Here is a 26,160-nt window from a genome sequence, read left to right on the forward strand (position 1 = left end):
GCGGCGGACTCTCATATTTTCAACATTCATTACAGCTTAGCCGGACTGCAGCCGGCATTCACCAAAATAGCGGTGTTTATCTTGCCAGCAGTTTTGAAATCTCATACTGGGATTCTGGAATATCCTTCTTCATATTTAATGCTTCCTGGATATCGTAATCTACAAACTCACCATGCTTGTATGCTACCAGACGGTTGCTCTTTCCTTCTGCCAGCAGTTCTGCAGCTCTTGCACCCATAATAGATGCGTATACACGGTCTTTACAGGTAGGTGTACCACCACGCTGCATGTGACCTAAAATAGTAGCACGGGTCTCAATACCTGTAGCTGCTTCAATACGCTTTGCCATGGAACCAGAATGTCCGATACCCTCTGCATTGATGATGATGTTATGTTTCTTTCCTCTCTTGCGGTTCTCAATAATACGGTTGATCAGAGCCTGCTCATCGCCATCATAGCGTTCTGGAAGCAGGATGTCTTCTGCGCCATTTGCAATACCGCACCATAAAGCAATATAACCTGCATTACGGCCCATAACCTCAACGATGCTGCAGCGTTCATGGGAGGTAGATGTATCACGGATCTTATCAATCGCTTCCATCGCAGTATTTACAGCTGTATCAAAACCAATAGTATAATCAGTACATGCAATGTCCAGGTCAATGGTTCCAGGAAGTCCAATGGTATTAATACCAAGTGCAGAAAGCTTTCCTGCGCCGCGGAAGGATCCGTCACCACCAATAACTACCATACCGTCAATGTTATGTTTGCGGCAGATCTCAGCTCCTCTTTCCTGTCCTTCTGGTTTTGTAAATTCCATACATCTTGCTGTATAGAGAATGGTACCGCCGCGGTTGATGATATCTGATACACTGGTAGTATCCATGTCCACGATCTCTTCATCTAAAAGTCCGGCATATCCTCTCATAATGCCCTTTACTTTCAGACCCTTATTGATCGCACCTCTTACAACTGCACGAATGGCTGCGTTCATTCCAGGAGCATCACCTCCGCTGGTTAATACTCCAATGGTCTTTACTGACTTTGCCATACCAATCTACCTCCTTGTTTTAAGCACATCTCCAGATCTGATGTGTGTTACTTCTGTTCTTAAATAAATGCACAACGTTATTCTAATTCATTTTCCAAGATTAATCAAGTTTTTTTCTACAAGTTTGACATTTTTTTCACCAAGTTTACAAACCAGTGTATCCAACAGTTCTCCTGCAGCCTCTACTTTCCAGTTTGCCGGCAGTATTTTTTTCGCCCGCTCCTTCTTTAAGTAAATAACGACTCTGTCCGGGCCTTCACTTTCTTTTAGAATGCCTAAAATAGTTCCTTCCATGGCCTGATACATTTCTTTGTCTTCAAACTGCAGCCACAATTCTCTTGGAACCTTGGCAAAAGGAATCACCTGCTCACATACCAGTTTTCCCACTGGTTCATCCCCTAAAGACACTCTGCCTTTGATAAAGATTTTAGAATCCTCTGTTAAGATATCACGGTCTGCCTCATAATTTTTCGGGAAAACGATCACCTCTACAGAGCCCATCAGATCTTCCAATGTGATAAATGCCATCAGCTGGTTGCTTCTTGTAGTTTTTACTACCTTTCCGACCACCAGACCTCCTACTACCGCTTTCATGCCATCTTTTACTGCTGCTTCTTCAGTCTCTTCATCTACTATAAAATCAGCTGCTGTAGCAGTAATATTCTTTCTCCAGAGCCCTTCGTAATCATCTAAAGGATGACCGCTGATGTACACGCCCAGAATATCCTTTTCAAAAGCCAGCAGCTCTTCTTTGGAATATTCTCCCACATCCGGGAAGGATACCTGATATTCCTTTTTTTCTTCCTCTGATACCAGGTCAAACAGGCTCATCTGGCCTTCCCAGGCATTTTTACGCTCCCTTGCTTTATTATCAAGAAGGACCGGCGCTACTGCAACCTTCTGTCTTCTGGTGCCTGGAAGGGAATCCATGGCACCTGACTTTATAAAGTTTTCAATGGTACGGCGGTTCACTTCTTTGTTAGTCATACGGTTGATAAAATCTTCCATGGAACTGAAAACACCATTTTTCTTTCGTTCCTCCAGGATCGCATCTACTACCGGTCTTCCCACGCTCTTGATCGCAGAAAGCCCATAGCGGATGCCGTCTCCTGATACAGAGAACCCGCTTTCTCCTTCATTGATATCAGGCGGCAGGATGGCAATATCCATCATACGGCGACAGGTCAGGATATATTCTGAAAACTTACTTACATTATCCATAACAGAAGACATTAACGCCGCCATAAATTCTTTTGGATAATAATATTTCAAATAAGCTGTCTGATAAGAAACCACAGCATAAGCTGCTGCATGGGACTTGTTAAAAGCATATTTTGCAAAGTCGATCATCTCATCATAAATGTGATCTGCGGTCTTTTCATCAATGCCATTGGCGATACAGCCTTTTACGCCCTCTTTTTCATTTCCATAAACGAAGTTCTGGCGTTCTTTCTCCATAACAGCCGTTTTTTTCTTACTCATGGCACGGCGCACCAGATCGCTTCGCCCCATGGTATAACCAGCCAGATCACGGACGATCTGCATAACCTGCTCCTGGTAAACGATGCAACCATAAGTAGGGCTTAAAATAGGCTCCAGCTGAGGACACTCATAGGTAATGGAGTTCTTGTCATTTTTGCCCTTTAAATAACGGGGAATGAAATCCATAGGCCCCGGACGATACAGGGATATACCTGCAATGATATCTTCCAGGTTCTCCGGCTTCAGCTCCTTCATGAAGCTTTTCATACCGCCGCTTTCAAGCTGGAACACACCTTCTGTACGGCCTGTACCAATGGATTCCAGCACTTTTTTATCATTGTAATCAATATGGTCCATATCCAGCTTGATGCCATAGTCTTTTTCTGCCAGACGTACAGCGTTCTGGATCACCGTCAGTGTACGAAGACCCAAAAAATCCATTTTTAACAACCCCAGCTCTTCAATGGTAGTCATGGTAAACTGGGTGGTAATAGTTCCGTCTGCGGCTCTGGAAAGAGGCACAAACTCGTCAATCGAACGACTGCCGATCACAACACCTGCTGCATGCATGGAGGTATGTCTTGGCAGTCCTTCCAGACGTTTGGACATATCAATAAGATATTTTACCTGCTCATCCTCGTTATACAGCTTCTTTAGATCCGGATTGGCTGTAAGAGCCTTATCCAGTGTCATTCCCAGATCATTAGGGATCATTTTTGCAATAGAATCACACATGGCATAAGGCAGATCCAGCACCCGGCCTACATCCCGGACTACACCTTTTGCAGCCAGCGTACCGAAAGTAACGATCTGTACAACCTGGTCTTTGCCATATTTGCGCACAACATAATCAATAACTTCCTGTCTGCGCTCGTAGCAGAAATCCACGTCTATATCAGGCATAGACACTCGTTCCGGATTTAAGAAACGTTCAAACAGCAGATTGTAACGCACCGGGTCAATATTAGTGATCCCCAACGTATAGGAAACAATACTTCCCGCAGCAGAGCCACGGCCCGGCCCCACCATGATATTCTGTGAGCGGGCATAATTAATGAAATCCCACACGATCAGGAAGTAATCTACATATCCCATGGTACGGATCACGCCTAATTCATAATCCAGGCGGCGACTTAAAGTACCATTATCATCCGGATAACGGGTCTTAAAGCCTTCACGGCACAAATGGTTTAAATAAGTCCAGGAATCAAATCCTTCCGGCACCTGGTATTTTGGCAGCTTGGTAACACCAAACTCGATCTCCACATTACACCGTTCTGCAATTTTATGGGTATTATCAATAGCCTCCTGGGCATAAGGGAACAGTTTGCGCATCTCTTCCTCGGATTTGCAGTAATACTGTCCCCCTTCATAACGCATACGGTCCTCATCCGTTACCTTTTTACCTGTCTGGATACACAACAATATGTCATGAGCCTTGGCATCTTCTGCATAGGTATAATGGATATCGTTGGTAGCCACCAGTTCCAGACCTGTATCCTGTGACAGGCGCAAAAGTCCCTGATTTACCATCTTCTGCTCCGGCATTCCATGATCCTGAAGTTCCAGATAAAAATGATCTTTTCCAAAAATCTCATGATACCTTAAAGCTGACCGTTTTGCCTCTTCATACATACCTCTTACCAGATATTTCTGTACTTCGCCTGCGAGGCAGGCGCTAAGAGCGATAATACCTTCATGATACGTAGTAAGCAGCTTAAGATCCACTCTTGGTTTATAGTAAAAACCATCTACAAAGCCCTTGGAAACGATCTTCATCAGGTTCTTATAACCTGTATTATTTTCCGCCAGCAGCACCAGATGATAGTATCGGTCCTCTCCTGCTCCGCTTTCCCGGTCAAAACGGGAGCCGGGAGCCACATAAACCTCACAGCCAAGGATAGGCTTGATCCCCACTTCCCTGGCAGCCCGGTAAAAATCGATGACGCCGTACATAACGCCGTGATCGGTGATTGCCATGCTGTCCATTCCCAGCTCTTTCGCCCTTGCAGTCAGCTCCTTAATCTTGGAAGAGCCATCCAAAAGGCTGTATTCTGTATGGACATGTAAATGCGTAAATGCCATAAACCCTCCTTTGTGAAATAATGTTCTCTCGAAATCTTTCTGTGCTTGATTTTGTGAGAAGATTTTTTGTCAGTTGTGCCCAAATTTCTGAGGCGTACGCGGTGCGTACGTTGATGAAATTTGAGTGCAACTGACGGAAAATCGGCCACAAAAGCAAGTGCAGGAAAGACTCCGAGAAGACATAATAAATATTCTACAATTCAAAAAGAGACCGCCCGTTTACAGCAGCCTCTTTTGCCTGTTTATATCACACTAAATCAAATTGTGTCCCGGAAATCCTGTTTTTACTGATTCTGCAGGTACTTCTCGATCTCAGCAACTGCCTGCTCTTCGTCAGCACCATCTGCCTCTACGGTAATGGACTCACCAGTTACCAGACCAAGAGTCATCATACCCATAATACTCTTTGCATTTACACGCTTAGAATCAGCCTCCAGGTAAATCTTGCTGTCATACTGACTTGCAACCTGTACCAGCATGGCTGCCGGACGTGCTTCCAGACCTGAAGACAACTCAATTTTAATAGATTTCTTAACCATAATTATCCTCCTCATTCCTAGCGATGGTATCTCTTCCCATCCAGGTACCTTGTTTAAGATCTTTCACGGATATCCTGTGCCATCAGACTTAATTTTCTCAGTCTGTGATTAACACCGGATTTTCCTACCGGCGGTTCCAATGCTTCTCCCAGCTCCTTCAAAGTGGCTTCAGGCCGCTCAAGGCGCAGCTTTGCCATTTCCTTTAAATTGTCCGGAAGAGACTCAAGCCCCACTGTATCACAGATATAGCGTATATCTTCTATCTGCTTCACCGCCGCAGAAACTGTTTTGTTGATATTTGCAGTCTCACAGTTTACCTTCCGGTTCACTGTGTTACGCATGTCTTTTACAATCCGTATATTCTCCAGTTCCATCAAAGCAACCGGTGCTTCCATGATATTTAAAAGGTCAACGATCTGACTGCCTTCCTTTACGTATACCACAAAATACCGCTTGCGCAGTACGATCCTGGCGTCGATCATAAATGACGCCATAAGTCCCTGAAGCTGCTTCGCCTTCCCCATAGACGCGCAGGTGATCTCAAAGTGATAAAACTTCTCCGGATCACTGATAGAGCCCGCTGCAAGAAATGCTCCCCGGATAAATGCCCGTCTGCAGCAGGCATTCTGTACGATCACATTGTGGACTAAAGACAGATCTTCTGCGATCTCACCTTTTGCATCCAGTAATTTCGCTGCCTGTAAAACACGGAGGGCATCTGCATGCTCCCGCACTGCTACAACATAGGTCATACTCCGGGCCGGTAACAGGCCCCGACGGATTAAAACATCAGTCTTTATATTAAATGTTTTTTTCAATAATGTAAAGTATTTTCTTGCAACTGCCAGATTTTCTGTGTGGATCCCAATGGCAAAATGGTCAGATGCAGATATTTTCACCCGTCCGCAAAGGCTTAAGATAGCCGCCATCTCTGCGATCTGGCAATGTCTGGCCGGTGTAAGCTGCCTGGACAGTTCCTCTTTTACTGTAGAAGAAAATGACATTTTCACCTCACTGCTGTATTAAATGCTTTATGCCTTTTTATTATCTTTCTCAATATCTCTGTGGTCAATGCGGATACCGTACTCTCCCACTGCCTCCAGATGCTCATAAAGTGCCCTTGCAATAGTAACTGAACGGTGTTTTCCTCCTGTACAGCCCACGGCAATGACCAGCTGGTTTTTTCCTTCATTTATGTAATTAGGCAGAAGGAAATCGATCATGTCATACAATTTCTTTAAAAAGATCTCCGCCGTTGTGCCCCGCATCACATAATCCCGCACTGCCTGTACCTGTCCAGTAAGAGGCCGCAGATGTTCATCATAATACGGATTAGGAAGAAAGCGCACATCAAATACCAGATCTGCATCTTCCGGTACTCCGTATTTGAATCCAAAGGATAAAACCGTAACATACATGTTTTTATATCTGGCATCCTGTAAGAAGATCTTTTCCAGTTCTTTTCGCAATTCCCTGGTAAGGAGCATGCTGGTATCAATGATATAATCTGCCTCATTTTTTAAGAAAGCCAGCTTTTCCCGCTCTTTTTCAATGCCATTTTCCAGCCTTCCCGCTCCTGCAAGGGGATGGACCCGTCTGGTTTCTTTATAACGTTTGATCAAAACAGCATCATTGGCATCTAAAAACAGCACCTGGACATCTACATCACTGCCCCGCCAGTTTTCCAGGATCTCATCCAGATTTTCCAGTTCTTCACCGCTTCGTATATCCAGCCCCAGGGCCGTCTTTTTTATATCCGTACCCCCGGAAACAAGCTGTACAAATTTATCCACCAGAGAGATAGGCAGGTTGTCCACACAATAAAATCCTATGTCCTCCAGCATTTTTAATGCAACTGTTTTTCCTGCGCCACTCATTCCGGTTACGATCACAAGTTTCATTTGAATTCTCCCAGCCTTTTTACTTCCATTTCAAGTTCGATCCCGTTTAAGGCTTTGACTTTTTCTCTTACCTGTCTGCAAAGTTCCATTACATCCTCTGCTGTAGCATCATTGTAATTGACCACAAAACCACTGTGCTTTTCAGAGATCATGGCTCCACCTACTGAAAATCCTTTTAAACCGGCATCCTCTATCAGCTTTGCCGCAAAATTGCCTTCCGGTCTTTTAAAGGTACTGCCTGCACTTGGATATTCCAAAGGCTGCTTTTCCCTGCGCTTCTTTGCTAATTCCCGCATCTGGCTGCTAATAGCTTCTTTGCTTCCCTTGGTTAATTCAAATACTGCCTCTAAAACAATATAATTTCGTTCTGGAATGCAGCTGGTACGGTAGCCTAATTCCAGTTCTTCTGCAGAAAGTTCCAGAAATTCTCCTTCTGGTGTCATCACTTTCGCCCTGGATAAAATATTGCAGATTTCTGAGCCATAAGCACCTGCGTTCATTACAAGAGCACCGCCAATGGTTCCCGGAATACCGGAAGCAAACTCCATTCCCGTCAGAGCGCATTCCATGGCCAGCCTTGCGGTACGGCTTAAAAGCTCTCCTGCCCCTGCTCTTATAAGGGTCTTTCCCGTTTTTTCATACTCTTTTAATACGCCGGAATAGGCCCATCCTCCGGACATGGAGATCACAGCTCCCCGGTAGCCCTCATCACTGACTAACAGGTTGCTCCCATTTCCCAGGATGATCCATGGGATATTTTCCTCTTTTAACAGGTTCAGCACCTCTTTTAACTCTTCTTCAGACCCAGGGCTGATATAAACAGCAGCCGGTCCTCCAATCCGGAATGTGGTATGGCGTTTCATAGGCTCCATAAAGCGGAAGCTTCCTCTATCTGAAGTCATGATCTTATTCAGCTTTTCCTCCAGCTTTTCACTCAGCTCTGGCATGGGGTCTTATTCCTCCCTTAATGTTTATGTTCTCCCAGGATCTTTTTGTACTTGATTTTGCGAGAAGATTTTTTGTCAGTTGTGCCCAAATTTTTGAGGCGTACGCGGTGCGTACGTTGATAAAATTCGGGTGAGACTGGCAGAAAACCGACCGCAAAGGCAGGTGCACGAAAGGCTCCGAGAGGGCAGGTTTAATCCCTTTACTTATTTGACGGGGACATTCCCTTTAAATTGGCCTGTACTCGGTTGTACAGCTCCTGTGCCGCATTGTACCCCATCTTCTTCTGACGGTAGTTTACTGCTGCAGACTCTACGATAATGGCAAGATTACGTCCTGGACGGATGGGGATCGTATGGCAGACTACCTTATTGCCTAAAAATTCAGTGTACTGGTCTTCCAGTCCCAGCCGGTCGTACTCTTTATCCTTGTTCCAGTCCTCTAATTTAATGACCATATCAATAGACTGGGTATCTTTAACACTTTCAACACCATACAGCGTCTTTACGTCAATAATACCAATACCGCGCAGTTCGATAAAATGTCTGGTGATATCCGGTGCGCTTCCGATCAATGTATCATCGCTGACCTTGCGGATCTCTACTACGTCATCGGTAACAAGACGGTGTCCCCGCTTGATCAGTTCCAGCGCCGCCTCACTTTTACCGATCCCGCTTTCACCCATGATCAGCACGCCTTCACCAAATACATCAAGAAGTACACCGTGGATACTGATGCACGGTGCCAGTTTTACATTTAACCAGCGGATCACCTCTGCCATCAGTGAAGATGTGGTCTTATCAGAAACAAGACATGGAACACCGTAGTAATTACAATACTCAAGGAGATCATCATCCGGCTCCTGGCCTCTGCTAAATACCAGACATGGGATCTGGCTGGAAGTAAGCTTATCAAACATCTGGCGTTTTACCTCACGCTCCATGGTCTTAATATATGCCTGCTCAACATATCCGATGATCTGCACACGTTCTCTGTCAAAATGATCAAAAAATCCTGTTAGCTGCAGGGCCGGACGGTTTACATCCGGATGGGTCAGCACGATCTTGTCTGTGTCGATCTGCGGTGTAGAATTTCGCAGATGCATTTTCTCGATCAGCTCTGTAATAGTTACTCCATGCATAATGGTTTCCCCCTTATATCATTTGGTTTCCAATATTTTCCAATATTAACCTGTTATTTATCCTTATACTACCATATTTTGCTTCTATTGTCATGTATTTTCGTTTTGGTCAGCACCGCTCCCATCATCCCCCTGGTTCACTGCAGGCTTATGGAAAAAAAGGTAAACTGCTTCTGCTGCCTTCCTGTTCATCTGAGGCACCTGCTCCAGATCTTCTGCACTGGCATTTCTTATTGCGTCAATATCCTTAAAATAACGCATCAGCGCCTTTCTTCTGGCCGGTCCGATGCCTTCAATGTCATCCAGTATAGATTTTACCTGATCTTTGCCACGCAGGCTTCTGTGATATTCAATAGCAAAGCGATGGGCCTCATCCTGGATACGGGTGATCAGGCGGAATCCTTCGCTGTGACGGTCAATAGGTATCTCTACGTTATTATAATACAGTCCTCTGGTCCTGTGATTGTCATCTTTTACCATACCGCATACAGGAATAGAAAGCCCCAGACGTTCAAGGACTGACAACGCAATATTTACCTGTCCACGTCCTCCATCCATCATGATCAGATCCGGAAAACGTGTGAAGCTTCCATAGGAAATATCCTTTCCTTCTTCCTGCAGGTCCTTACTTTCCTGTATTCCATGGGAAAACCGGCGTGTAAGCACCTCTTCCATAGACGCATAATCGTTTGGCCCCTGGACTGTACGGATCTTGAATTTACGGTAATCGCTGCGTTTCGGTTTTCCATCTTCATAGACCACCATGGAACCTACAGATTCCACACCACTGGTATTGGAAATATCATAAGCTTCCACCCGGCGGATACCTCCTATGCCGATCCACTGCCCCACCTGATCAATCGCACCAATCGTGCGCAATTCTTCCCGTTTTACCTTTTCACGGTCCTGAGTCAGGATCAGATCCGCATTTCTGGCTGCCAGCTCTACCAGCCGTTCTTTTTCTCCCTTTTTCGGCACTACGATCTTTACCTTCTGACCCTTTTTCTGTGACAGCCACTGACAGATGATCTCTTCCTCCTCAATTGGATACTGAAGCCACACTTCTCTTGGTATAAACGGAGTTCCTGCATAAAACTGTTTTACAAAACCGTCTAATATCTCTCCTCTGCTCTCTGCCATTCCCGCCTGGATGTGGAAATGGTCTCTTCCGATCATCTTTCCTTCCCGGATAAAGAACACCTGGACTACCACATCTTCCATGTCTCTTGCCATGGCAACAATATCCCGGTCTTCCCGTCCGCTGCTGGTGATCTTTTGCTTCTGGGCTATCTGTTTTACGCTGTTTAACAGTTCCCGGTACTCAATAGCCTTTTCAAATTCCATTTTTTCAGAAGCGTCATACATCTTATCTTCCAGAGACTTTAGCAAAGGCTCATAATGACCTCCTAAAAAGTCCATAGCCCCCTTAAATGACTCCTGGTACTCTTCCTTTGAAATATAGCCCTGACAGGGAGCATCGCACTGATGGATATGATAATTTAAACAAGGTCTCTCTTTTCCTGTATCCTTTGGCAGGCTGCGGCTGCAGGTGCGGATGCGATACAGCTTGTGGATCAGTTCCAGGCTGTCTTTTACGGCCCCCGCACTGGTATAAGGACCAAAATAACGGCTTCTGCCGTCTTTCTTCATATCTCTCGAAAACAAAAGCCTTGGAAAATCTTCCCAGACAGTAGCCTTGATATAAGGATAAGTCTTGTCATCCTTTAACATGGTATTATATCTTGGACGATGCTCTTTGATCAGATTACACTCTAACACCAGGGCCTCTAATTCAGAGTCTGTCAGGATATATTCAAACCACGCAATATGGGAAACCATCTGCTGGATCTTGGCTGTTTTATTGCGGCTGCTCTGAAAATACTGGCGCACACGGTTCTTTAAGCTGACAGCCTTTCCTACATAAATGATCTCATCCCTGTGATTGTGCATCAGATATACGCCGGGGCTTGCAGGCAGTTTTTTTAATTCTTCTTCCAGATCAAAAAACATTTTTACCTCAATCTTCCTCCGTCATAACGGCGCAGCAGCTGTATGTGACGGCGCAGGGCTGAAATCTGCTCTGTTTTTGTCTTTCCTGTTTCCGGCTGCAGATCTAATGACAGGAAAATGCAGTCCAGCTCTCTCTGGGTCACATGTCCTTCCATCTGTTTTAATACTGCCAGCCGGTCTTCCAGGCGGTCAGCATCCAAAAAATGTTCCAGCCATTCATGTCCCATAGGTTCTTCCTCCGGCTGGTTCTTATTATCATATTCTGCATTATTTTCAACAGCTGCTGCATATCCACGATCTTCACTGTTTTCTGCAGCCGGTTCATTCCCATTTTTTTCCAGTTTATCCATCTGTCCCGGAAACACCTGTTCAAAACGGTATTCCTGTACAGCATCTGGATATTTTTTCTGGTCCACCGGGCTTATAAACATTTCCAATGGTCTTACATACACCTGGTAATCCCCATAAAGCGCCTGATAAACTACCATTTTTTCTCCTGTTTCTGAATGAGTGGCCACTGCTATGACCTGATATAATTTATTTTTAAAATGCCTGTAAAAGGTTCCAGGCTGCGGGATTCTGTTCATAGTTATGCAATATACTCCTTTTGTCTATACTCAAATTCTCCCGTGCTAAAGCGCTTTGCTAGTACATCGTTTCGTAAATAACTGTACGAATCACGTAGGATGCGGATTTGAGTGTGCAGGTCTAAAAACGCAGGCGTAGCGGGCTACGCTGAGGCTTTTAGGCCTGTGCAATCAGATTCGCAGACAAGTGAGTGGTATAGTTATTTTGAAAACGATGTACTAGTCACTGGCACAGGCTAAATCTTCGTACATATGTTTCTTTCACAGTATAACACATGTCTGCAGATTATAAAAGGCGCAAAAAAGGCCGCAGCATTTCTGCCACGGCCAGATTTCTATATAAACTTATTTCTAGTACAGTTATTTACAAAACGATGTACTAGCAGTCTGACTACAGGATCTGCGATCATGCCTCAGCCAGATGCTTCTTTAAAGTCTCTCTTACAGCACCCTTTCCAGCGATCAGTTCTGCGAAGATGCTTTCTACATACTTCCCAAGACCTGCCTCATATAAGTCTACGCCGAAAATCTTTGCATTGCTTAAAATCGGGGCTAATACTGCGTGTACGTCACAGGACTCTCCTACCTTTACACCTGCCAGCTTGCCAGCCAGTTCCTCATACACCGGATCCGGGCTTACAGTGAAAGCGTTCAGTTCATCATCTACACCTAACAGATAACGGCACCAGCCTGCCTGAACCATTGGGATGAATTTCAGGGACTTTACGTCAAGGTCAGGACTTGCCATGTACTCCTTAATGGTCTCACCAAAGCGGATAGACAGCTTCTGTGAAGTATCGCAGGCAATTCTCTGTGGGGTATCAGGCATAAATGGGTTTGGTACACGGATCTGAAGTACCTCATCAATAAACTTCTTTGGGGAAAGGATACCAGGATCTGTAACAACAGGAAGTCCCTCTTTATATCCAATGATCTCAACAAGCTTTACCAGGTCAGCGTCTTTCATTTCATCACTGATCTTGGTGTAACCTAACAGGCAGCCATATACAGCCAGTGCAGTATGCAGAGGATTTAAGCAGGTACACACTTTCATGCGCTCTACCTTCTCTACTGTCTCTCTGGAAGTGAACATAACGCCTGCATTCTCTAATGCCGGACGGCCATTTGGAAATGCATTTTCAATTACAAGATACTGTGCCTCTTCTGCGTTTACAAAAGGTGCTACATAAGTATTCTTGGTGGTAACAATGCTCTCTGTATCAGTAAATCCACAGTCTTCCAGCATTTTCTTTACACTTGCATCAGGGCGTGGGGTGATCTTGTCGATCATGCTCCATGGGAAAGAAACCTTTGCAGGATTTTCAATATACTCTAAGAAGCCCTTTTCTGCCTTTCCGTTCTCTGTCCATGCCTTTGCATAAGCATCCACTGCTGCAAACAGCTTGTCTCCGTTGTGGGAGCAGTTATCCATACTTACCAGTGCCAGTGGTGCTGCACCATTGGTATATCTCCAGTAACATAATGCTGCCAGCTTGCCAATGTAGCTGTCTGCATTTTCAGGACCTGCCTCAAAATCAGCCTTTACATCAGCGCGGAATGCGCCATCAGGAGAAGTGATGCTGTAGCCCTTTTCTGTAATGGTAAAGCTTACCATCTGAAGAGTATCGCTTGCAAAGATCTCTTTTAAACGTCCCCAGTCATCTGCGTCATGACGGTCTACAGTCAGTGACTCAGCAAGGCTTCCGATCACAGTCTTTTCAATGGTTCCATTTGCCTTTAAAGTAACTAAAAGGCTCAGGTCATCCTGTGGGCGGTATGCCTTTTTGATGATCTCATAGTCATAGCCTTCTGCTACGATGATACCGGTCTTTTCAATTCCTTCATTTAACAGCTTCTGCTGTAAAGCTGCCGGAAATGCACGGAAAATGTTTCCTGCCCCAAAATGTACCCACTGTGGGGTTTTCTTTGTTGCTTCCTTCATAGCCTGACGGTCAAACTGCGGAAGTTTGATCTCGGCCTTCTTCCACTGCTCCTTGTTGTTCAGTTCACTGTCTAATAAACGCATAATGATCTCCTCCTGTTTTGATCTATGTTCTCTCGGAATCTTTTTGTACTTGATTTTGTGAGAAGATTTTTTGTCAGTTGTGCCCAAATTTCAGAGGTGTACGCGGTGCATACGTTGATGAAATTCGGGTGCGACTGGCAGAAAATCGGCCGCAAAAGCAAGTGCATGAAAGACTCCGAGAGAACATATCTTATACACTAATATATTACTATCTGAAATTTATTCTACTATATTTCGCAATTAAAATCCATATAAGATTTTGTTAATATCATTGCAAAAGTTGCTGTCTGTACATTCTCGCGTACAACCACACCGCCACTTATAGTCTTTTGACAGCCGGCAAATTAAAAAAGAGCCGCAGCGCGACTCTGTGTGGGATACTGCCCCTTCTTATTTTACGGTCATAGTCTGAACAGTCTGTCCATTATCTGTGGCCTTATCCTGTGCATTAGCTGCAGCTGCATTTACAAGGATCAGCGCAGCTGCCAGAACCACCCAGGCAAAACTACCTAAAACTTTTCTCAATTTCATGGTACTCTTCCTCCGTTCCCCCATTATACATGACTTTTACAAAAATGCAAGAGAGGGGATATTTAAATATTACAGTTTTTCCATTTATTTTTAATTTTTTTCTGAGAAAACGGGGAATTTTCCATTTTCAGACGCTTACTATTATAGAGAGAATAATAAAACATATGAAAGAACAAAAGAGGTATCTATTTATGATCACATACCAGCCATTCTGGGAAACATTAAAAAACAGCAAAGAATCCACCTATTCCCTGATCCACAACCATTCTATTTCAAGTGCTACTATCAACCGGCTGAGACAGAACCAGCCAGTCAGCACCAGTACGATCAATGACCTGTGCATTATCCTGAACTGTACCCCAGGCGATATCCTTGCCTTTACACCATCTGGTCCGGATCAGATGATACGCAATATATCTGCCAAGCCCAGATCTATGTCCCGGGAATAATTCTCAATCCACCTATGGATTTGCCCCTTCTGCTGTGTTATACTGAATAGGCAGCGTTTTCCGGTCTCAGGTCCTAAACCTGTTTTATCTGCCGGAAAACCAGAAGGAGGATAAAATGCAGAAAGTGCAGAAAATAGGAAGAAACGATCCCTGCTGGTGCGGCAGCGGTCATAAATATAAAGATTGTCATCTGGATTTTGACGCGAAACTGTCAGAATACCGCCGCAAAGGCTCCAAGATTCCCACTCATGCCATGATCAAGAATCCAGAGCAGATCGCAGCGATCCGCGAAAGCGCAAAGATCAATGTGGCAGTCCTGGATTATGTGGCAGAGCATATCCACGCCGGTATCACAACAGAACAGATCGACCTTTGGGTATATGAACAGACTACTCATAGAGGCGGCATCCCGGCTCCATTAAATTATGAAGGTTTCCCCAAAAGCGTATGCACCTCTGTTAATGATCAGGTGTGCCACGGTATCCCTTCTGCTGATGTTATCTTAAAAGATGGCGATATCATCAATGTAGATGTTTCTACTATTTATAATGGATATTTTTCTGATTCTTCCAGAATGTTCTGTATCGGTGAAGTTTCCCCTGAAAAAAAACGTCTGGTAGAAGTGACAAAACAAAGTATTGATGAAGGCTTAAAACATGTAAAACCATGGGGCCATTTAGGTGATATGGGACAAGCCATCCATGACTACGCCACTGCAAACGGTTATACAGTTGTCCGTGAGATCGGAGGTCACGGCATTGGACTGGAATTTCATGAAGATCCATGGGTAAGCTTCGTTTCCAAAAAGGGAACTGAGATGCTTATGGTCCCAGGTATGATCTTTACCATTGAACCTATGATCAATATGGGAAAAGCAGATATTTTTGTTGATGCGGAAAATGACTGGACCGTTTATACAGATGATGGTATGCCTTCTGCCCAGTGGGAAATCCAGGTTCTGATCACAGAAGACGGATATGAGATTCTGTCCTGGTAATGCGATAAGCCATTAAGTCTGTACGCTATATATTTGAGATGTTCAAAAACTCCCAAAGCACAGGAAGCTGTTTTATTTAATGTCTCCTGCTTCTTTGGGAGTTTTTATTTTTTACTTATTCTAGTACATCGTTTTCGAAATAACTATACCACTCACTTGTCTGCGAATCTGATTGCACAGGCCTAAAAGCCTCAGCGTAGCCCGCTACGTCTGCGTTTTTAGACCTGCACACTCAAATCCGCATCCTACGTGATTAGTACAGTTATTTACGAAACGATGTACTAGATACCTTACCAAAGACAAAACCCCGGAGAGTTTTTACGCTCTCCGGGGTTAATTTAACCAAATCTATTCTAACTCACTTTGCAGGATGAATTAGTCGTTTCCATAAAGTGCAACCAGCTTAGACAGATGCTCGTAACGCTCTTTAGCTTCTTTCTCGTTACGTGCGAACAGAGTAGCTGCTCTGTCTGGGTTCTTCATGGTTAAGGACAGGTAACGAACCTCGCCCTTTAAGAAGTCCTGATATCCTTCCATCTTAGGAGCCTTAGAATCTAAGGTGAACTTCTTCTCAGCAGCTGGGTTGTAACGGAAGTTGTTCCAGTATCCGCACTCAAGAGCCAGCTTCTCTTCGGTCATAGCCTTGTCCATGCCCTTCTTGATACCATGGTTGATACATGGAGCATAAGCGATGATCAGGGATGGTCCTGGATATGCTTCTGCTTCAGCCAGAGCCTTAACAGTCTGAGCCATATCGCCACCCATACAGATCTGAGCAACATATACATAACCATAGCTCATTGCAATACCAGCAAGGTCTTTCTTCTTGGTCTCTTTACCGCCTGCAGCAAACTGAGCTACAGCACCGGTCTTAGTAGACTTGGAAGCCTGACCACCTGTATTGGAGTAAACCTCGGTATCGTAAACCATGATGTTGATATCTTTTCCGGAAGCCAGAACATGGTCTACACCGCCGAAACCGATATCGTAAGCCCATCCGTCACCACCGAAGATCCACTGGGATTTCTTAGCTAAGAAGTCCTTGTTAGCTACGATCTCTTTGCAGGTTGGGCAGTCAATGCCGTCTAATGCAGCAACTAACTTGTCAGTTGCAGTTCCGTTTAATGCGCCTACAGCGTAGGTATCTAACCATTCCTTGCAAGCAGCCTTAACTTCTTCAGAAGCGTTCTCGTTAGCCATTACAGACTCAACCTTGGACTTTAAGCCATCTCTGATAGCGTTCTGAGCCAGTAACATACCGTAACCAAACTCAGCGTTGTCCTCGAACAGGGAGTTATCCCATGCAGGACCCTGACCCTTAGCGTTCATGGTGTAAGGTGTAGATGGTGAAGAGTTACCCCAGATAGAGGAGCATCCAGTTGCGTTTGCAATGTACATTCTGTCACCAAACAGCTGGGTGATCAGCTTGGCGTATGGAGTTTCACCACAACCTGCACATGCACCAGAGAACTCAAGGAGAGGTTTCTTGAACTGGCTTCCCTTAACAGTGTTCTCTTTGAACTTAGCAACAACTTCTTCCTTAACTGGCAGAGTCTCAGCGAAGTCGTAGTTAGCCTGCTCAGACAGACTAGCCTCTAATGGCTTCATTTCCAGAGCCTTGTTACCCTTCATGCCTGGGCAAACGTTAGCACAGGAACCGCATCCGGTACAATCCAGAGCAGAGATAGCCATGGAGAACTTGTATCCTGGCATACCAGTCATATCCTTCATCTTCATATCTGCAGGAGCCTTAGCAGCTTCCTCAGCAGTCATAGCTACTGGACGGATAACAGCGTGTGGGCAGACATAAGAACAGAAGTTACACTGGATACAGTTATCAACGTTCCATACAGGAACCTTAACAGCGATACCACGCTTCTCGTATGCAGAAGAACCGGATGGTGTAGAACCATCAACGTAATCCTTGAATGCAGATACAGGCAGTGTGTTACCTTCCTGAGCGCTTACCTTGGTCTGGATGTTGTTTACGAAGTCTACAACTTCCTTTCTTCCCTCGGTAACTACCTTATAATCAAGACCTTCATCTTCGCAGTTAGCCCAGCTTGCTGGAACTTCTACTTTGTGAACGCCCTTGGCACCAGCATCGATAGCTGCCCAGTTCTTCATAACAACGTCTTCACCCTTACGTCCGTAAGTTGCCTTTGCAGCAGCCTTCATCAGCTCGTTAGCCTTTTCAGCTGGGATGATTCCGGTCAGCTCGAAGAATGCGGACTGTAAGATTGTGTTGATACGTGTTGGTCCCATACCGGTCTCAATACCGATCTTAACACCATCGATGGTGTAGAAGTTAATCTTGTGATCAGCAATGAACTTCTTAACCTGGCCTGGTAAGTGCTTCTCAAGGCCTTCCATATCCCATGCGCAGTTTAACAGGAAAGTACCGCCGTCAACCAGCTCCTGTACCATGTTGTACTTACGTACATAGGATGGATTATGACATGCTACGAAATTAGCCTTGTGGATTAAGTAGGTAGACTTAATCGGGCTGTGTCCGAAACGCAGGTGAGACATTGTAACACCGCCGGACTTCTTAGAGTCATAATCAAAGTATGCCTGAGCATACATATCTGTATTATCACCAATGATCTTGATGGAGTTCTTGTTAGCACCTACGGTACCGTCAGCACCCAGACCCCAGAACTTACAGTTAGTAGTTCCTTCTGGAGTAGTGACTAATGGAGCACCGATCTCAAGAGACAGATTGGTAACATCATCAACGATACCGATGGTGAATGGAGTCTTAGCTTCATTCTCATATACTGCTACGATCTGAGCAGGTGTGGTATCCTTGGAACCTAAACCGTAACGTCCGGTTAAAATCTTAACCTGATCAAACTTGCTTCCCTTAAGAGCAGCAACAACATCCAGGTACAGAGGCTCGCCAATAGCGCCTGGCTCTTTTGTTCTGTCTAATACGGAGATAGTCTTAACAGTTTCTGGAATAGCATCGATCAGAGCCTGTGCACAGAATGGTCTGTACAGACGAACCTTAACAACGCCGACCTTCTTGCCCTGCTTTGTTAAGTAGTCGATGGTCTCTTCAATGGTATCATTTACAGAACCCATAGCGATGATAACATGCTCTGCGTCTGCTGCACCATAGTAGTTGAACAGCTTATAATCTGTACCAAGCTTAGCGTTAACCTTGTCCATGTACTCCTGAACGATTGCTGGAAGAGCATCATAGTATGGGTTACAAGCTTCTCTTGCCTGGAAGAAGATATCTGGGTTCTGAGCAGAACCTCTCTGGCATGGATGATTTGGATTTAATGCATGCTTACGGAATTCAGCAATCGCATCCATATCAGCCATATCCTTCAGATCTTCGTAATCCCAGGTCTCGATCTTCTGGATCTCATGAGATGTACGGAAACCGTCGAAGAAGTTGATGAAAGGAACTTTGCCCTTGATAGCTGCCAGATGAGCAACTGGGGTTAAGTCCATAACTTCCTGTACACTGGACTCGCACAGCATTGCGCATCCAGTCTGACGACAGGCATAAACGTCGGAGTGGTCACCGAAAATAGATAAGGCATGGCTGGCAAGTGCACGGGCAGATACGTTAAATACGCCTGGCAGCTGCTCACCAGCGATCTTATAAAGGTTAGGGATCATCAGTAACAGACCCTGGGAAGCGGTGTAGGTGGTGGTTAAAGCACCTGCTGCCAGAGAACCGTGTACAGCACCTGCTGCACCAGCCTCAGACTGCATCTCTGTGATCTGAACTTCATGACCAAAAATATTGGTTCTTCCGTCTGTTGCCCACTCATCTGTAGCTTCAGCCATAGGTGAAGATGGGGTAATCGGATAAATAGCCGCTACATCAGTAAATGCATATGATGCATGAGCTGCTGCATGGTTACCATCCATGGTTTTCATTTTTCTTGCCATTTTGATTTCCTCCTGCAATTAGTGAATGAAATATGTATATTATAGTTATATAAAATACATGTGGGTCTGCGTGGGAAATAAACCCTCACAGACTGGCCTATGCTTATTATATCAATTATTCATTAAATTGCAAATGTTTAATTCGTATTACTGCAAAAAATACAATGTATACAGTATAATTTGTGCATTTGTTCAGGTGTTCATGGTTTGAACACGAGTTAGTCTTGTCAAACTATTATATATATACTCAATAAACCGGCAGGTGGTTTTTGGTGATTTTTTATCTGGCAGTTTTATCATTTTATGCCTTTTTACTGTACAAATCCCTCTATTCTTTCTTGTTCATCAAGTTCGCCATCATGTACAGACATCGTACCAACTCCATCTGGCGTACCATTTTCGCATACAATATAACGATATCCATTGTCATCATCTTCGGTGCCGATCACAACCCATTTTCCATTTGTAAAATTAACCGGAAATGTTTCTGTTACACTGCCCTTTCAAAGCTCCAGTCAACAGCCCCATTCCAAAGCCCCTGTTGAACATTTCCTGATATGATTCTTTTATTTACATCTTCTGCCAGTTCACCATGTTATCTCGCATTTTATCTGGTCCTAAACCATCCCACATTCGATCAAATTAAAAAGAGGCATGGCATAAATTATTCTAATAGATTTTACATAAGATTGCTTTATGCCGTGCCTTTTATGTTATCATAATAATTGCTACATAAAAATAGTAGGCCTCATCCTGGAAAAGTCTGGCCTGCTACTGCTCACACACAGGTAACCCTGTGTCTATTCACAAGACCATGATAACCAATATACCGGAATTTAGTCTTGAAAGAACTTTTAAGAACAGGGATTTACTTTTGCAAACTGGAAGTCAATTTTTCAATCCACCCAATAAAATAAGCAACAAAAAAATCGCCTCCTCAGCGATTTTCCCATTGCTTATTATTATTTTCATTCGTAAAAACGACCCGGAACGGGTTCGAACCGTCGACCTCCGCCGTGACAGGGCGGCGCTCTAACCAGCTGAGCCACCGGGCCATTAAAGGCATTTTACATACCTTCAAAACCACATATTGAACTACCGAATACCTGCAACTTTTTGTTTCCCTTACCTTTTGGTCAAGCCCTCGACCGATTAGTATCAGTCAGCTCCATGTGTCACCACACTTCCACCTCTGACCTATCTACCTTGTCGTCTTCAAGGGGTCTTACTACCTGCGTATGGGATATCTCATCTTGAGGGGGGCTTCACGCTTAGATGCCTTCAGCGTTTATCCCGTCCGGGCTTGGCTACCCTGCCATGGAGTTGGCACTCCAACAGGTACACCAGCGGCCCGTCCATCCCGGTCCTCTCGTACTAAGGACAGCTCCTCTCAAATATCCTACGCCCACGCCGGATAGGGACCGAACTGTCTCACGACGTTCTGAACCCAGCTCGCGTACCGCTTTAATGGGCGAACAGCCCAACCCTTGGGACCTGCTACAGCCCCAGGATGCGATGAGCCGACATCGAGGTGCCAAACCACTCCGTCGATGTGAACTCTTGGGAGTGATAAGCCTGTTATCCCCAGGGTAGCTTTTATCCGTTGAGCGATGGCAATCCCACTTTCATACCACCGGATCACTAAGTCCTAGTTTCCTACCTGCTCCACCCGTCGGTGTCGCAGTCAAGCTCCCTTATGCCTTTGCACTCTTCTAATGGTTTCCAACCATTATGAGGGAACCTTTGAGCGCCTCCGATACCCTTTCGGAGGCGACCGCCCCAGTCAAACTCCCCGCCTGACATTGTCCCCCAGCCGGATCACGGCTGCAGGTTAGAAATCCAATACCGCAGGGGTGGTATCCCAACAGCGACTCATCTCAGACTGGCGTCCAAGTTTCTCAGTCTCCCACCTATCCTGTACATGCAGTACCGAATCCCAGTATCAAGCTGGAGTAAAGCTCCATGGGGTCTTTCCGTCCTGGCGCGGGTAACCAGCATCTTCACTGGTATTTCAATTTCACCGGGTGCATTGTCGAGACAGCGCTCAAATCATTACGCCTTTCGTGCGGGTCGGAACTTACCCGACAAGGAATTTCGCTACCTTAGGACCGTTATAGTTACGGCCGCCGTTTACTGGGGCTTCAATTCAGAGCTTCGCTTGCGCTAACCCCTCCTCTTAACCTTCCAGCACCGGGCAGGCGTCAGCCCATATACCTCACCTTACGGTTTTGCATAGACCTGTGTTTTTGCTAAACAGTTGCTTGAGCCTATTCTCTGCGGCCTGGTTTCCCAGGCACCCTTTCTCCCGAAGTTACAGGGTCATTTTGCCGAGTTCCTTAACAATGCTTCTCCCGCCGGCCTTAGGATTCTCTCCTCATCTACCTGTGTCGGTTTACGGTACGGGCACGTATCACACGATAGCGGCTTTTCTTGACAGCCGGAATCACACACTTCGCTACTTATATTCGCTCCGCATCACAGCTTCGGATCGTCAAGCGGATTTGCCAGCTTGACTCCTACCCTGCTTGCCCCGGTCTTTCCATTCCCGGGATGTGCTGTCCTTCTGTGTCCCCACAGTTCTGATGATACGCGGTACAGGAATCTCAACCTGTTGTCCATCGGCTACGCTTCTCAGCCTTACCTTAGGCCCCGACTTACCCAGAGCAGATCAGCTTTACTCTGGAAACCTTGGATATTCGGCCTGGAGGATTCCCACCTCCATCTCGCTACTCATTCCGGCATTCTCTCTTCTTAAATGTCCACAGCTCCTTGTCGGTACTGCTTCTTCCCTTTAAGAATGCTCCTCTACCAATGTATCACTACATTCCTAAGCTTCGGTGTTGTGTTTCAGCCCCGGACATTTTCGGCGCAGGACCTCTCGACTAGTGAGCTATTACGCACTCTTTGAATGTGTGGCTGCTTCTAAGCCAACATCCTAGTTGTCTCTGAAATCCCACATCCTTTTCCACTTAACACACACTTTGGGACCTTAGCTGTAGGTCTGGGCTCTTTCCCTTTTGACTGCCCAACTTATCTCGTGCAGTCTGACTCCCGTACATCATTTATGCGGCATTCGGAGTTTGATATCCCTTGGTAAGCTTTGACGCCCCCTTAGGAATTCAGTGCTCTACCTCCGCTAAACTAATACGGGGCTAGCCCTAAAGCTATTTCGAGGAGAACCAGCTATCTCCGGGTTCGATTGGAATTTCTCCCCTATCCACACCTCATTCCCACCCTTTTCAACGGATGTGGATCCGGACCTCCACGGAATTTTACTTCCGCTTCATCCTGGACATGGATAGGTCACCCGGTTTCGGGTCTGCCTGTGCTGACTTTACGCCCATTTGAGACTTGGTCTCCCTTCGGCTCCATGGCTCTACCATTTAACCTCGCCAGCACCGGCAACTCGCCGGACCGTTCTACAAAAAGTACGCGGTCGCACCTTAACGTGCTCCCACAGTTTGTAAACACAGGGTTTCAGGTTCTCTTTCACTCCCCTCCCGGGGTCCTTTTCACCTTTCCTTCACAGTACTATGCGCTATCGGTCACTAAGGAGTATTTAGCCTTGGAGGGTGGTCCCTCCGACTTCCCGCAAGGTTTCTCGTGTCTCGCGGTACTCTGGATCCTGCCGCTGCCTATCGTTTTCATGTACGGGGCTTTCACCCTCTCCGGCCCGCCTTCCCAGGCAGTTCCACTAACGAATCAGCTCACTTATGCAGTCCTTAACCCCAGCATGCACGCACGCTGGTTTGGGCTCTTCCGGGTTCGCTCGCCGCTACTTCCGGAATCGATGTTTCTTTCTCTTCCTCCGGCTACTTAGATGTTTCAGTTCACCGGGTTCCCTCTGTATGGCTATGGATTCACCATACAGTGGCTGAGGGCTTCTCAGCCGGGTTTCCCCATTCAGATATCTCCGGATCAATGGATATTTGCTCCTCCCCGAAGCTTTTCGCAGCTTATCACGTCTTTCATCGGCTCTTAGTGCCAAGGCATCCACCCTGCGCTCTTATTAGCTTGACCAAATAGATTTGAAAGCGGCTGAAATCTGAGAAAATGGCCGTTGAAAGCTTGCTTTCATAAGGACATTTTTGCGGATTTCATGGCATTTGCGGAGCAAATGGCACTGAGAAGCTTCAGCTTCGAAGTGACCGCTTGGACTCGCGCGGGTTGCTTTCTCATCCCCAGATGCATAGCGTTGCATCTTTTGGTCTGGGTTGTTTACAAAATTTGTTGTATTGTTTTCCATATGATCAATCGCTTGACCACATGGCCTCGGATGTCTTGATATTCAATTGAATTATCAATTCATTTCTATTCAATATGCGGTTTTCAAGGTACGTATCTGACTGACATTTTTATCAGTCATCTGCAGGTTCAAACCTCTTTAAACCCACGGATCACTGGTAAAAACCAGTTATATGGAACAGCACTTCCCTGCTGACTCAGGTTAACACATTCTTTCCGCTCTCGCATCACAGGCTTCGCCTTTATCTAGGCCCATTGGAACATGTCCGTTCTATATAAAACACTCTTTTGAGTGATCTTTATTTTTTTTAGATCCGGCAGCCACCTGCTCTCCCATACCGTCTCCAGTATAGTACCATCGGCCGCTTAGGTCTTAACCATCGTGTTCGGGATGGGAACGGGTGTGTCCCCTAAGCGCATCGCCACCGGAAATTTTTTGTTTTCTTCAAGTTTCCTCGATTTGAAAACTAAACAGTATATAAAACCCTCACCACTCACACTAGATTCGATAAGACCTCATCAAGTGTTCGGGTGGGCTTTCACACTAAATTCGGAAAGACCTCATTAAGTGTTCAATGCCTACTTCTTCATTCCTTAGAAAGGAGGTGATCCAGCCGCACCTTCCGATACGGCTACCTTGTTACGACTTCACCCCAGTTACCTGCCCCGCCTTCGGCAGCTCTCTCCTTGCGGTTGAGTCACTGACTTCGGGCGTTGCTGACTCCCATGGTGTGACGGGCGGTGTGTACAAGACCCGGGAACGTATTCACCGCAGCATTCTGATCTGCGATTACTAGCGATTCCAGCTTCGTGTAGTCGGGTTGCAGACTACAGTCCGAACTGGGACGTTATTTTTGGGATTTGCTCCAGGTCACCCTCTCGCTTCCCTTTGTTTACGCCATTGTAGCACGTGTGTAGCCCAAATCATAAGGGGCATGATGATTTGACGTCATCCCCACCTTCCTCCAGGTTATCCCTGGCAGTCTCCTCAGAGTGCCCATCTTACTGCTGGCTACTGAGGATAAGGGTTGCGCTCGTTGCGGGACTTAACCCAACATCTCACGACACGAGCTGACGACAACCATGCACCACCTGTCTATAGCGCCCCGAAGGGAAGGAACGGTTAAGTTCCGGTCGCTACGATGTCAAGACTTGGTAAGGTTCTTCGCGTTGCTTCGAATTAAACCACATGCTCCACCGCTTGTGCGGGTCCCCGTCAATTCCTTTGAGTTTCATTCTTGCGAACGTACTCCCCAGGTGGAATACTTATTGCGTTTGCGGCGGCACCGATGGGCTTTGCCCACCAACACCTAGTATTCATCGTTTACGGCGTGGACTACCAGGGTATCTAATCCTGTTTGCTCCCCACGCTTTCGAGCCTGAACGTCAGTTACTGTCCAGCAAGCCGCCTTCGCCACTGGTGTTCTTCCTAATATCTACGCATTTCACCGCTACACTAGGAATTCCGCTTGCCTCTCCAGCACTCTAGCCATACAGTTTCCAAAGCAATCCCGGGGTTGAGCCCCGGGCTTTCACTCCAGACTTGCATCGCCGTCTGCGCTCCCTTTACACCCAGTAAATCCGGATAACGCTTGCCCCCTACGTATTACCGCGGCTGCTGGCACGTAGTTAGCCGGGGCTTCTTAGTCAGGTACCGTCATTTTCTTCCCTGCTGATAGAGCTTTACATACCGAGATACTTCTTCACTCACGCGGCGTCGCTGCATCAGGCTTTCGCCCATTGTGCAATATTCCCCACTGCTGCCTCCCGTAGGAGTTTGGGCCGTGTCTCAGTCCCAATGTGGCCGGTCACCCTCTCAGGTCGGCTACTGATCGTCGGCTTGGTGGGCCGTTACCCCACCAACTACCTAATCAGACGCGGATCCATCTCACACCACCGGAGTTTTTCACACTGCATCATGCGATGCCGTGCGCTTATACGGTATTAGCAGTCATTTCTAACTGTTATCCCCCTGTGTGAGGCAGGTTATCCACGCGTTACTCACCCGTCCGCCGCTCAGTCAATCCAAGTTCCATCCGAAAACTTCACTTAAACCGCTTCGCTCGACTTGCATGTGTTAAGCACGCCGCCAGCGTTCATCCTGAGCCAGGATCAAACTCTCATGTTAAAAGTTGATTCCAGGTCCGGATTACTTAGCTTGGCTAATTTATCCTAAACCTTCATTACTTGGTTTTTGTTCTGAATTTTCTCAAAAATCCAAAGGTCTAAACCAGACCTTTTATTTTCTGAATTTTCAGG

Annotated in this window: 16 protein-coding genes, 1 tRNA gene and 3 rRNA genes; 2 read left to right on the plus strand and 18 right to left on the minus strand. The window is 45.9% G+C overall.

Annotation, left to right across the window (positions count from 1 at the left end):
- Positions 1 to 76 precede the first annotated feature (76 nt).
- The 11 genes from pfkA to OGM16_17060 all read right to left on the minus strand — a co-directional run bounded on the left by pfkA (position 77) and on the right by OGM16_17060 (position 14,298).
- Positions 77 to 1,051, minus strand: a complete 975-nt coding sequence (gene pfkA / locus OGM16_17010; protein UYJ46461.1) for a 6-phosphofructokinase — start codon at positions 1,049 to 1,051, stop codon at positions 77 to 79.
- A gap of 87 nt (positions 1,052 to 1,138) precedes the next feature.
- Positions 1,139 to 4,618, minus strand: a complete 3,480-nt coding sequence (locus OGM16_17015; GenBank protein UYJ46462.1) for a DNA polymerase III subunit alpha — start codon at positions 4,616 to 4,618, stop codon at positions 1,139 to 1,141.
- 284 nt (positions 4,619 to 4,902) lie between these two features.
- A complete protein-coding gene (locus tag OGM16_17020) occupies positions 4,903 to 5,157 on the minus strand; it encodes an HPr family phosphocarrier protein (GenBank protein UYJ46463.1) in 255 nt (84 codons plus the stop codon).
- 53 nt (positions 5,158 to 5,210) lie between these two features.
- Complete coding sequence (gene whiA / locus OGM16_17025) at positions 5,211 to 6,161, minus strand: DNA-binding protein WhiA (GenBank protein ID UYJ46464.1); 951 nt, start codon at positions 6,159 to 6,161, stop codon at positions 5,211 to 5,213.
- Between the two features lie 27 nt (positions 6,162 to 6,188).
- A complete protein-coding gene (rapZ, locus tag OGM16_17030; GenBank protein UYJ46465.1) occupies positions 6,189 to 7,058 on the minus strand; it encodes an RNase adapter RapZ in 870 nt (289 codons plus the stop codon).
- Positions 7,055 to 7,960 (minus strand): UDP-N-acetylmuramate dehydrogenase, encoded by a 906-nt coding sequence (murB, locus tag OGM16_17035; protein UYJ48500.1) that lies wholly within the window; start codon positions 7,958 to 7,960, stop codon positions 7,055 to 7,057. The genes rapZ and murB overlap by 4 nt, the downstream gene beginning before the upstream one ends.
- Before the next feature lie 245 nt (positions 7,961 to 8,205).
- The gene (gene hprK / locus OGM16_17040; protein ID UYJ46466.1) at positions 8,206 to 9,144 is read right to left on the minus strand and encodes an HPr(Ser) kinase/phosphatase; all 939 of its coding nucleotides are present in this window, start codon (positions 9,142 to 9,144) and stop codon (positions 8,206 to 8,208) included.
- Positions 9,145 to 9,234: 90 nt separating this feature from the next.
- Entirely contained in the window at positions 9,235 to 11,154 is a 1,920-nt protein-coding gene (uvrC, locus tag OGM16_17045) for an excinuclease ABC subunit UvrC (GenBank protein ID UYJ46467.1), read from the minus strand.
- A gap of 2 nt (positions 11,155 to 11,156) precedes the next feature.
- Complete coding sequence (locus OGM16_17050; protein UYJ46468.1) at positions 11,157 to 11,741, minus strand: DUF1653 domain-containing protein; 585 nt, start codon at positions 11,739 to 11,741, stop codon at positions 11,157 to 11,159.
- 406 nt (positions 11,742 to 12,147) lie between these two features.
- Positions 12,148 to 13,767: a mannitol dehydrogenase family protein gene (locus tag OGM16_17055; protein ID UYJ46469.1), complete on the minus strand. Its 1,620-nt coding sequence runs from the start codon at positions 13,765 to 13,767 to the stop codon at positions 12,148 to 12,150.
- Positions 13,768 to 14,157: 390 nt separating this feature from the next.
- Positions 14,158 to 14,298: a hypothetical protein gene (locus tag OGM16_17060; protein UYJ46470.1), complete on the minus strand. Its 141-nt coding sequence runs from the start codon at positions 14,296 to 14,298 to the stop codon at positions 14,158 to 14,160.
- Between the two features lie 191 nt (positions 14,299 to 14,489).
- Here OGM16_17060 and OGM16_17065 point away from each other — a divergent pair, with 191 nt between their 5' ends.
- Positions 14,490 to 14,747, plus strand: a complete 258-nt coding sequence (locus OGM16_17065; GenBank protein ID UYJ46471.1) for a helix-turn-helix transcriptional regulator — start codon at positions 14,490 to 14,492, stop codon at positions 14,745 to 14,747.
- A 115-nt stretch (positions 14,748 to 14,862) separates the two neighbouring features.
- Positions 14,863 to 15,744, plus strand: coding sequence for a methionyl aminopeptidase (locus OGM16_17070; GenBank protein ID UYJ46472.1), 882 nt, complete (start codon positions 14,863 to 14,865; stop codon positions 15,742 to 15,744).
- Between the two features lie 375 nt (positions 15,745 to 16,119).
- Here OGM16_17070 and nifJ read toward each other — a convergent pair whose 3' ends face one another.
- From nifJ to OGM16_17105, 7 genes are all read right to left on the minus strand, one after another.
- Positions 16,120 to 19,656, minus strand: a complete 3,537-nt coding sequence (gene nifJ, locus OGM16_17075; GenBank protein UYJ46473.1) for a pyruvate:ferredoxin (flavodoxin) oxidoreductase — start codon at positions 19,654 to 19,656, stop codon at positions 16,120 to 16,122.
- A gap of 311 nt (positions 19,657 to 19,967) precedes the next feature.
- Positions 19,968 to 20,105: a hypothetical protein gene (locus OGM16_17080; GenBank protein UYJ46474.1), complete on the minus strand. Its 138-nt coding sequence runs from the start codon at positions 20,103 to 20,105 to the stop codon at positions 19,968 to 19,970.
- Positions 20,106 to 20,637: 532 nt separating this feature from the next.
- Positions 20,638 to 20,711: transfer RNA gene (locus tag OGM16_17085), tRNA-Asp, on the minus strand.
- A gap of 77 nt (positions 20,712 to 20,788) precedes the next feature.
- Positions 20,789 to 23,676, minus strand: a 23S ribosomal RNA gene (locus tag OGM16_17090).
- A complete protein-coding gene (locus tag OGM16_17095; GenBank protein UYJ46475.1) occupies positions 23,666 to 23,902 on the minus strand; it encodes a hypothetical protein in 237 nt (78 codons plus the stop codon). The genes OGM16_17090 and OGM16_17095 overlap by 11 nt, the downstream gene beginning before the upstream one ends.
- A 311-nt stretch (positions 23,903 to 24,213) precedes the next feature.
- Positions 24,214 to 24,331 (minus strand): 5S ribosomal RNA (rrf, locus tag OGM16_17100).
- A gap of 168 nt (positions 24,332 to 24,499) precedes the next feature.
- Positions 24,500 to 26,029 (minus strand): 16S ribosomal RNA (locus tag OGM16_17105).
- Together the 16S, 23S and 5S rRNA genes with 1 tRNA gene alongside form the textbook arrangement of a ribosomal RNA operon.
- Positions 26,030 to 26,160 lie beyond the last annotated feature (131 nt).

The organism is Lachnospiraceae bacterium (assembly GCA_025758065.1).
GTDB lineage: Bacteria > Bacillota > Clostridia > Lachnospirales > Lachnospiraceae > Enterocloster.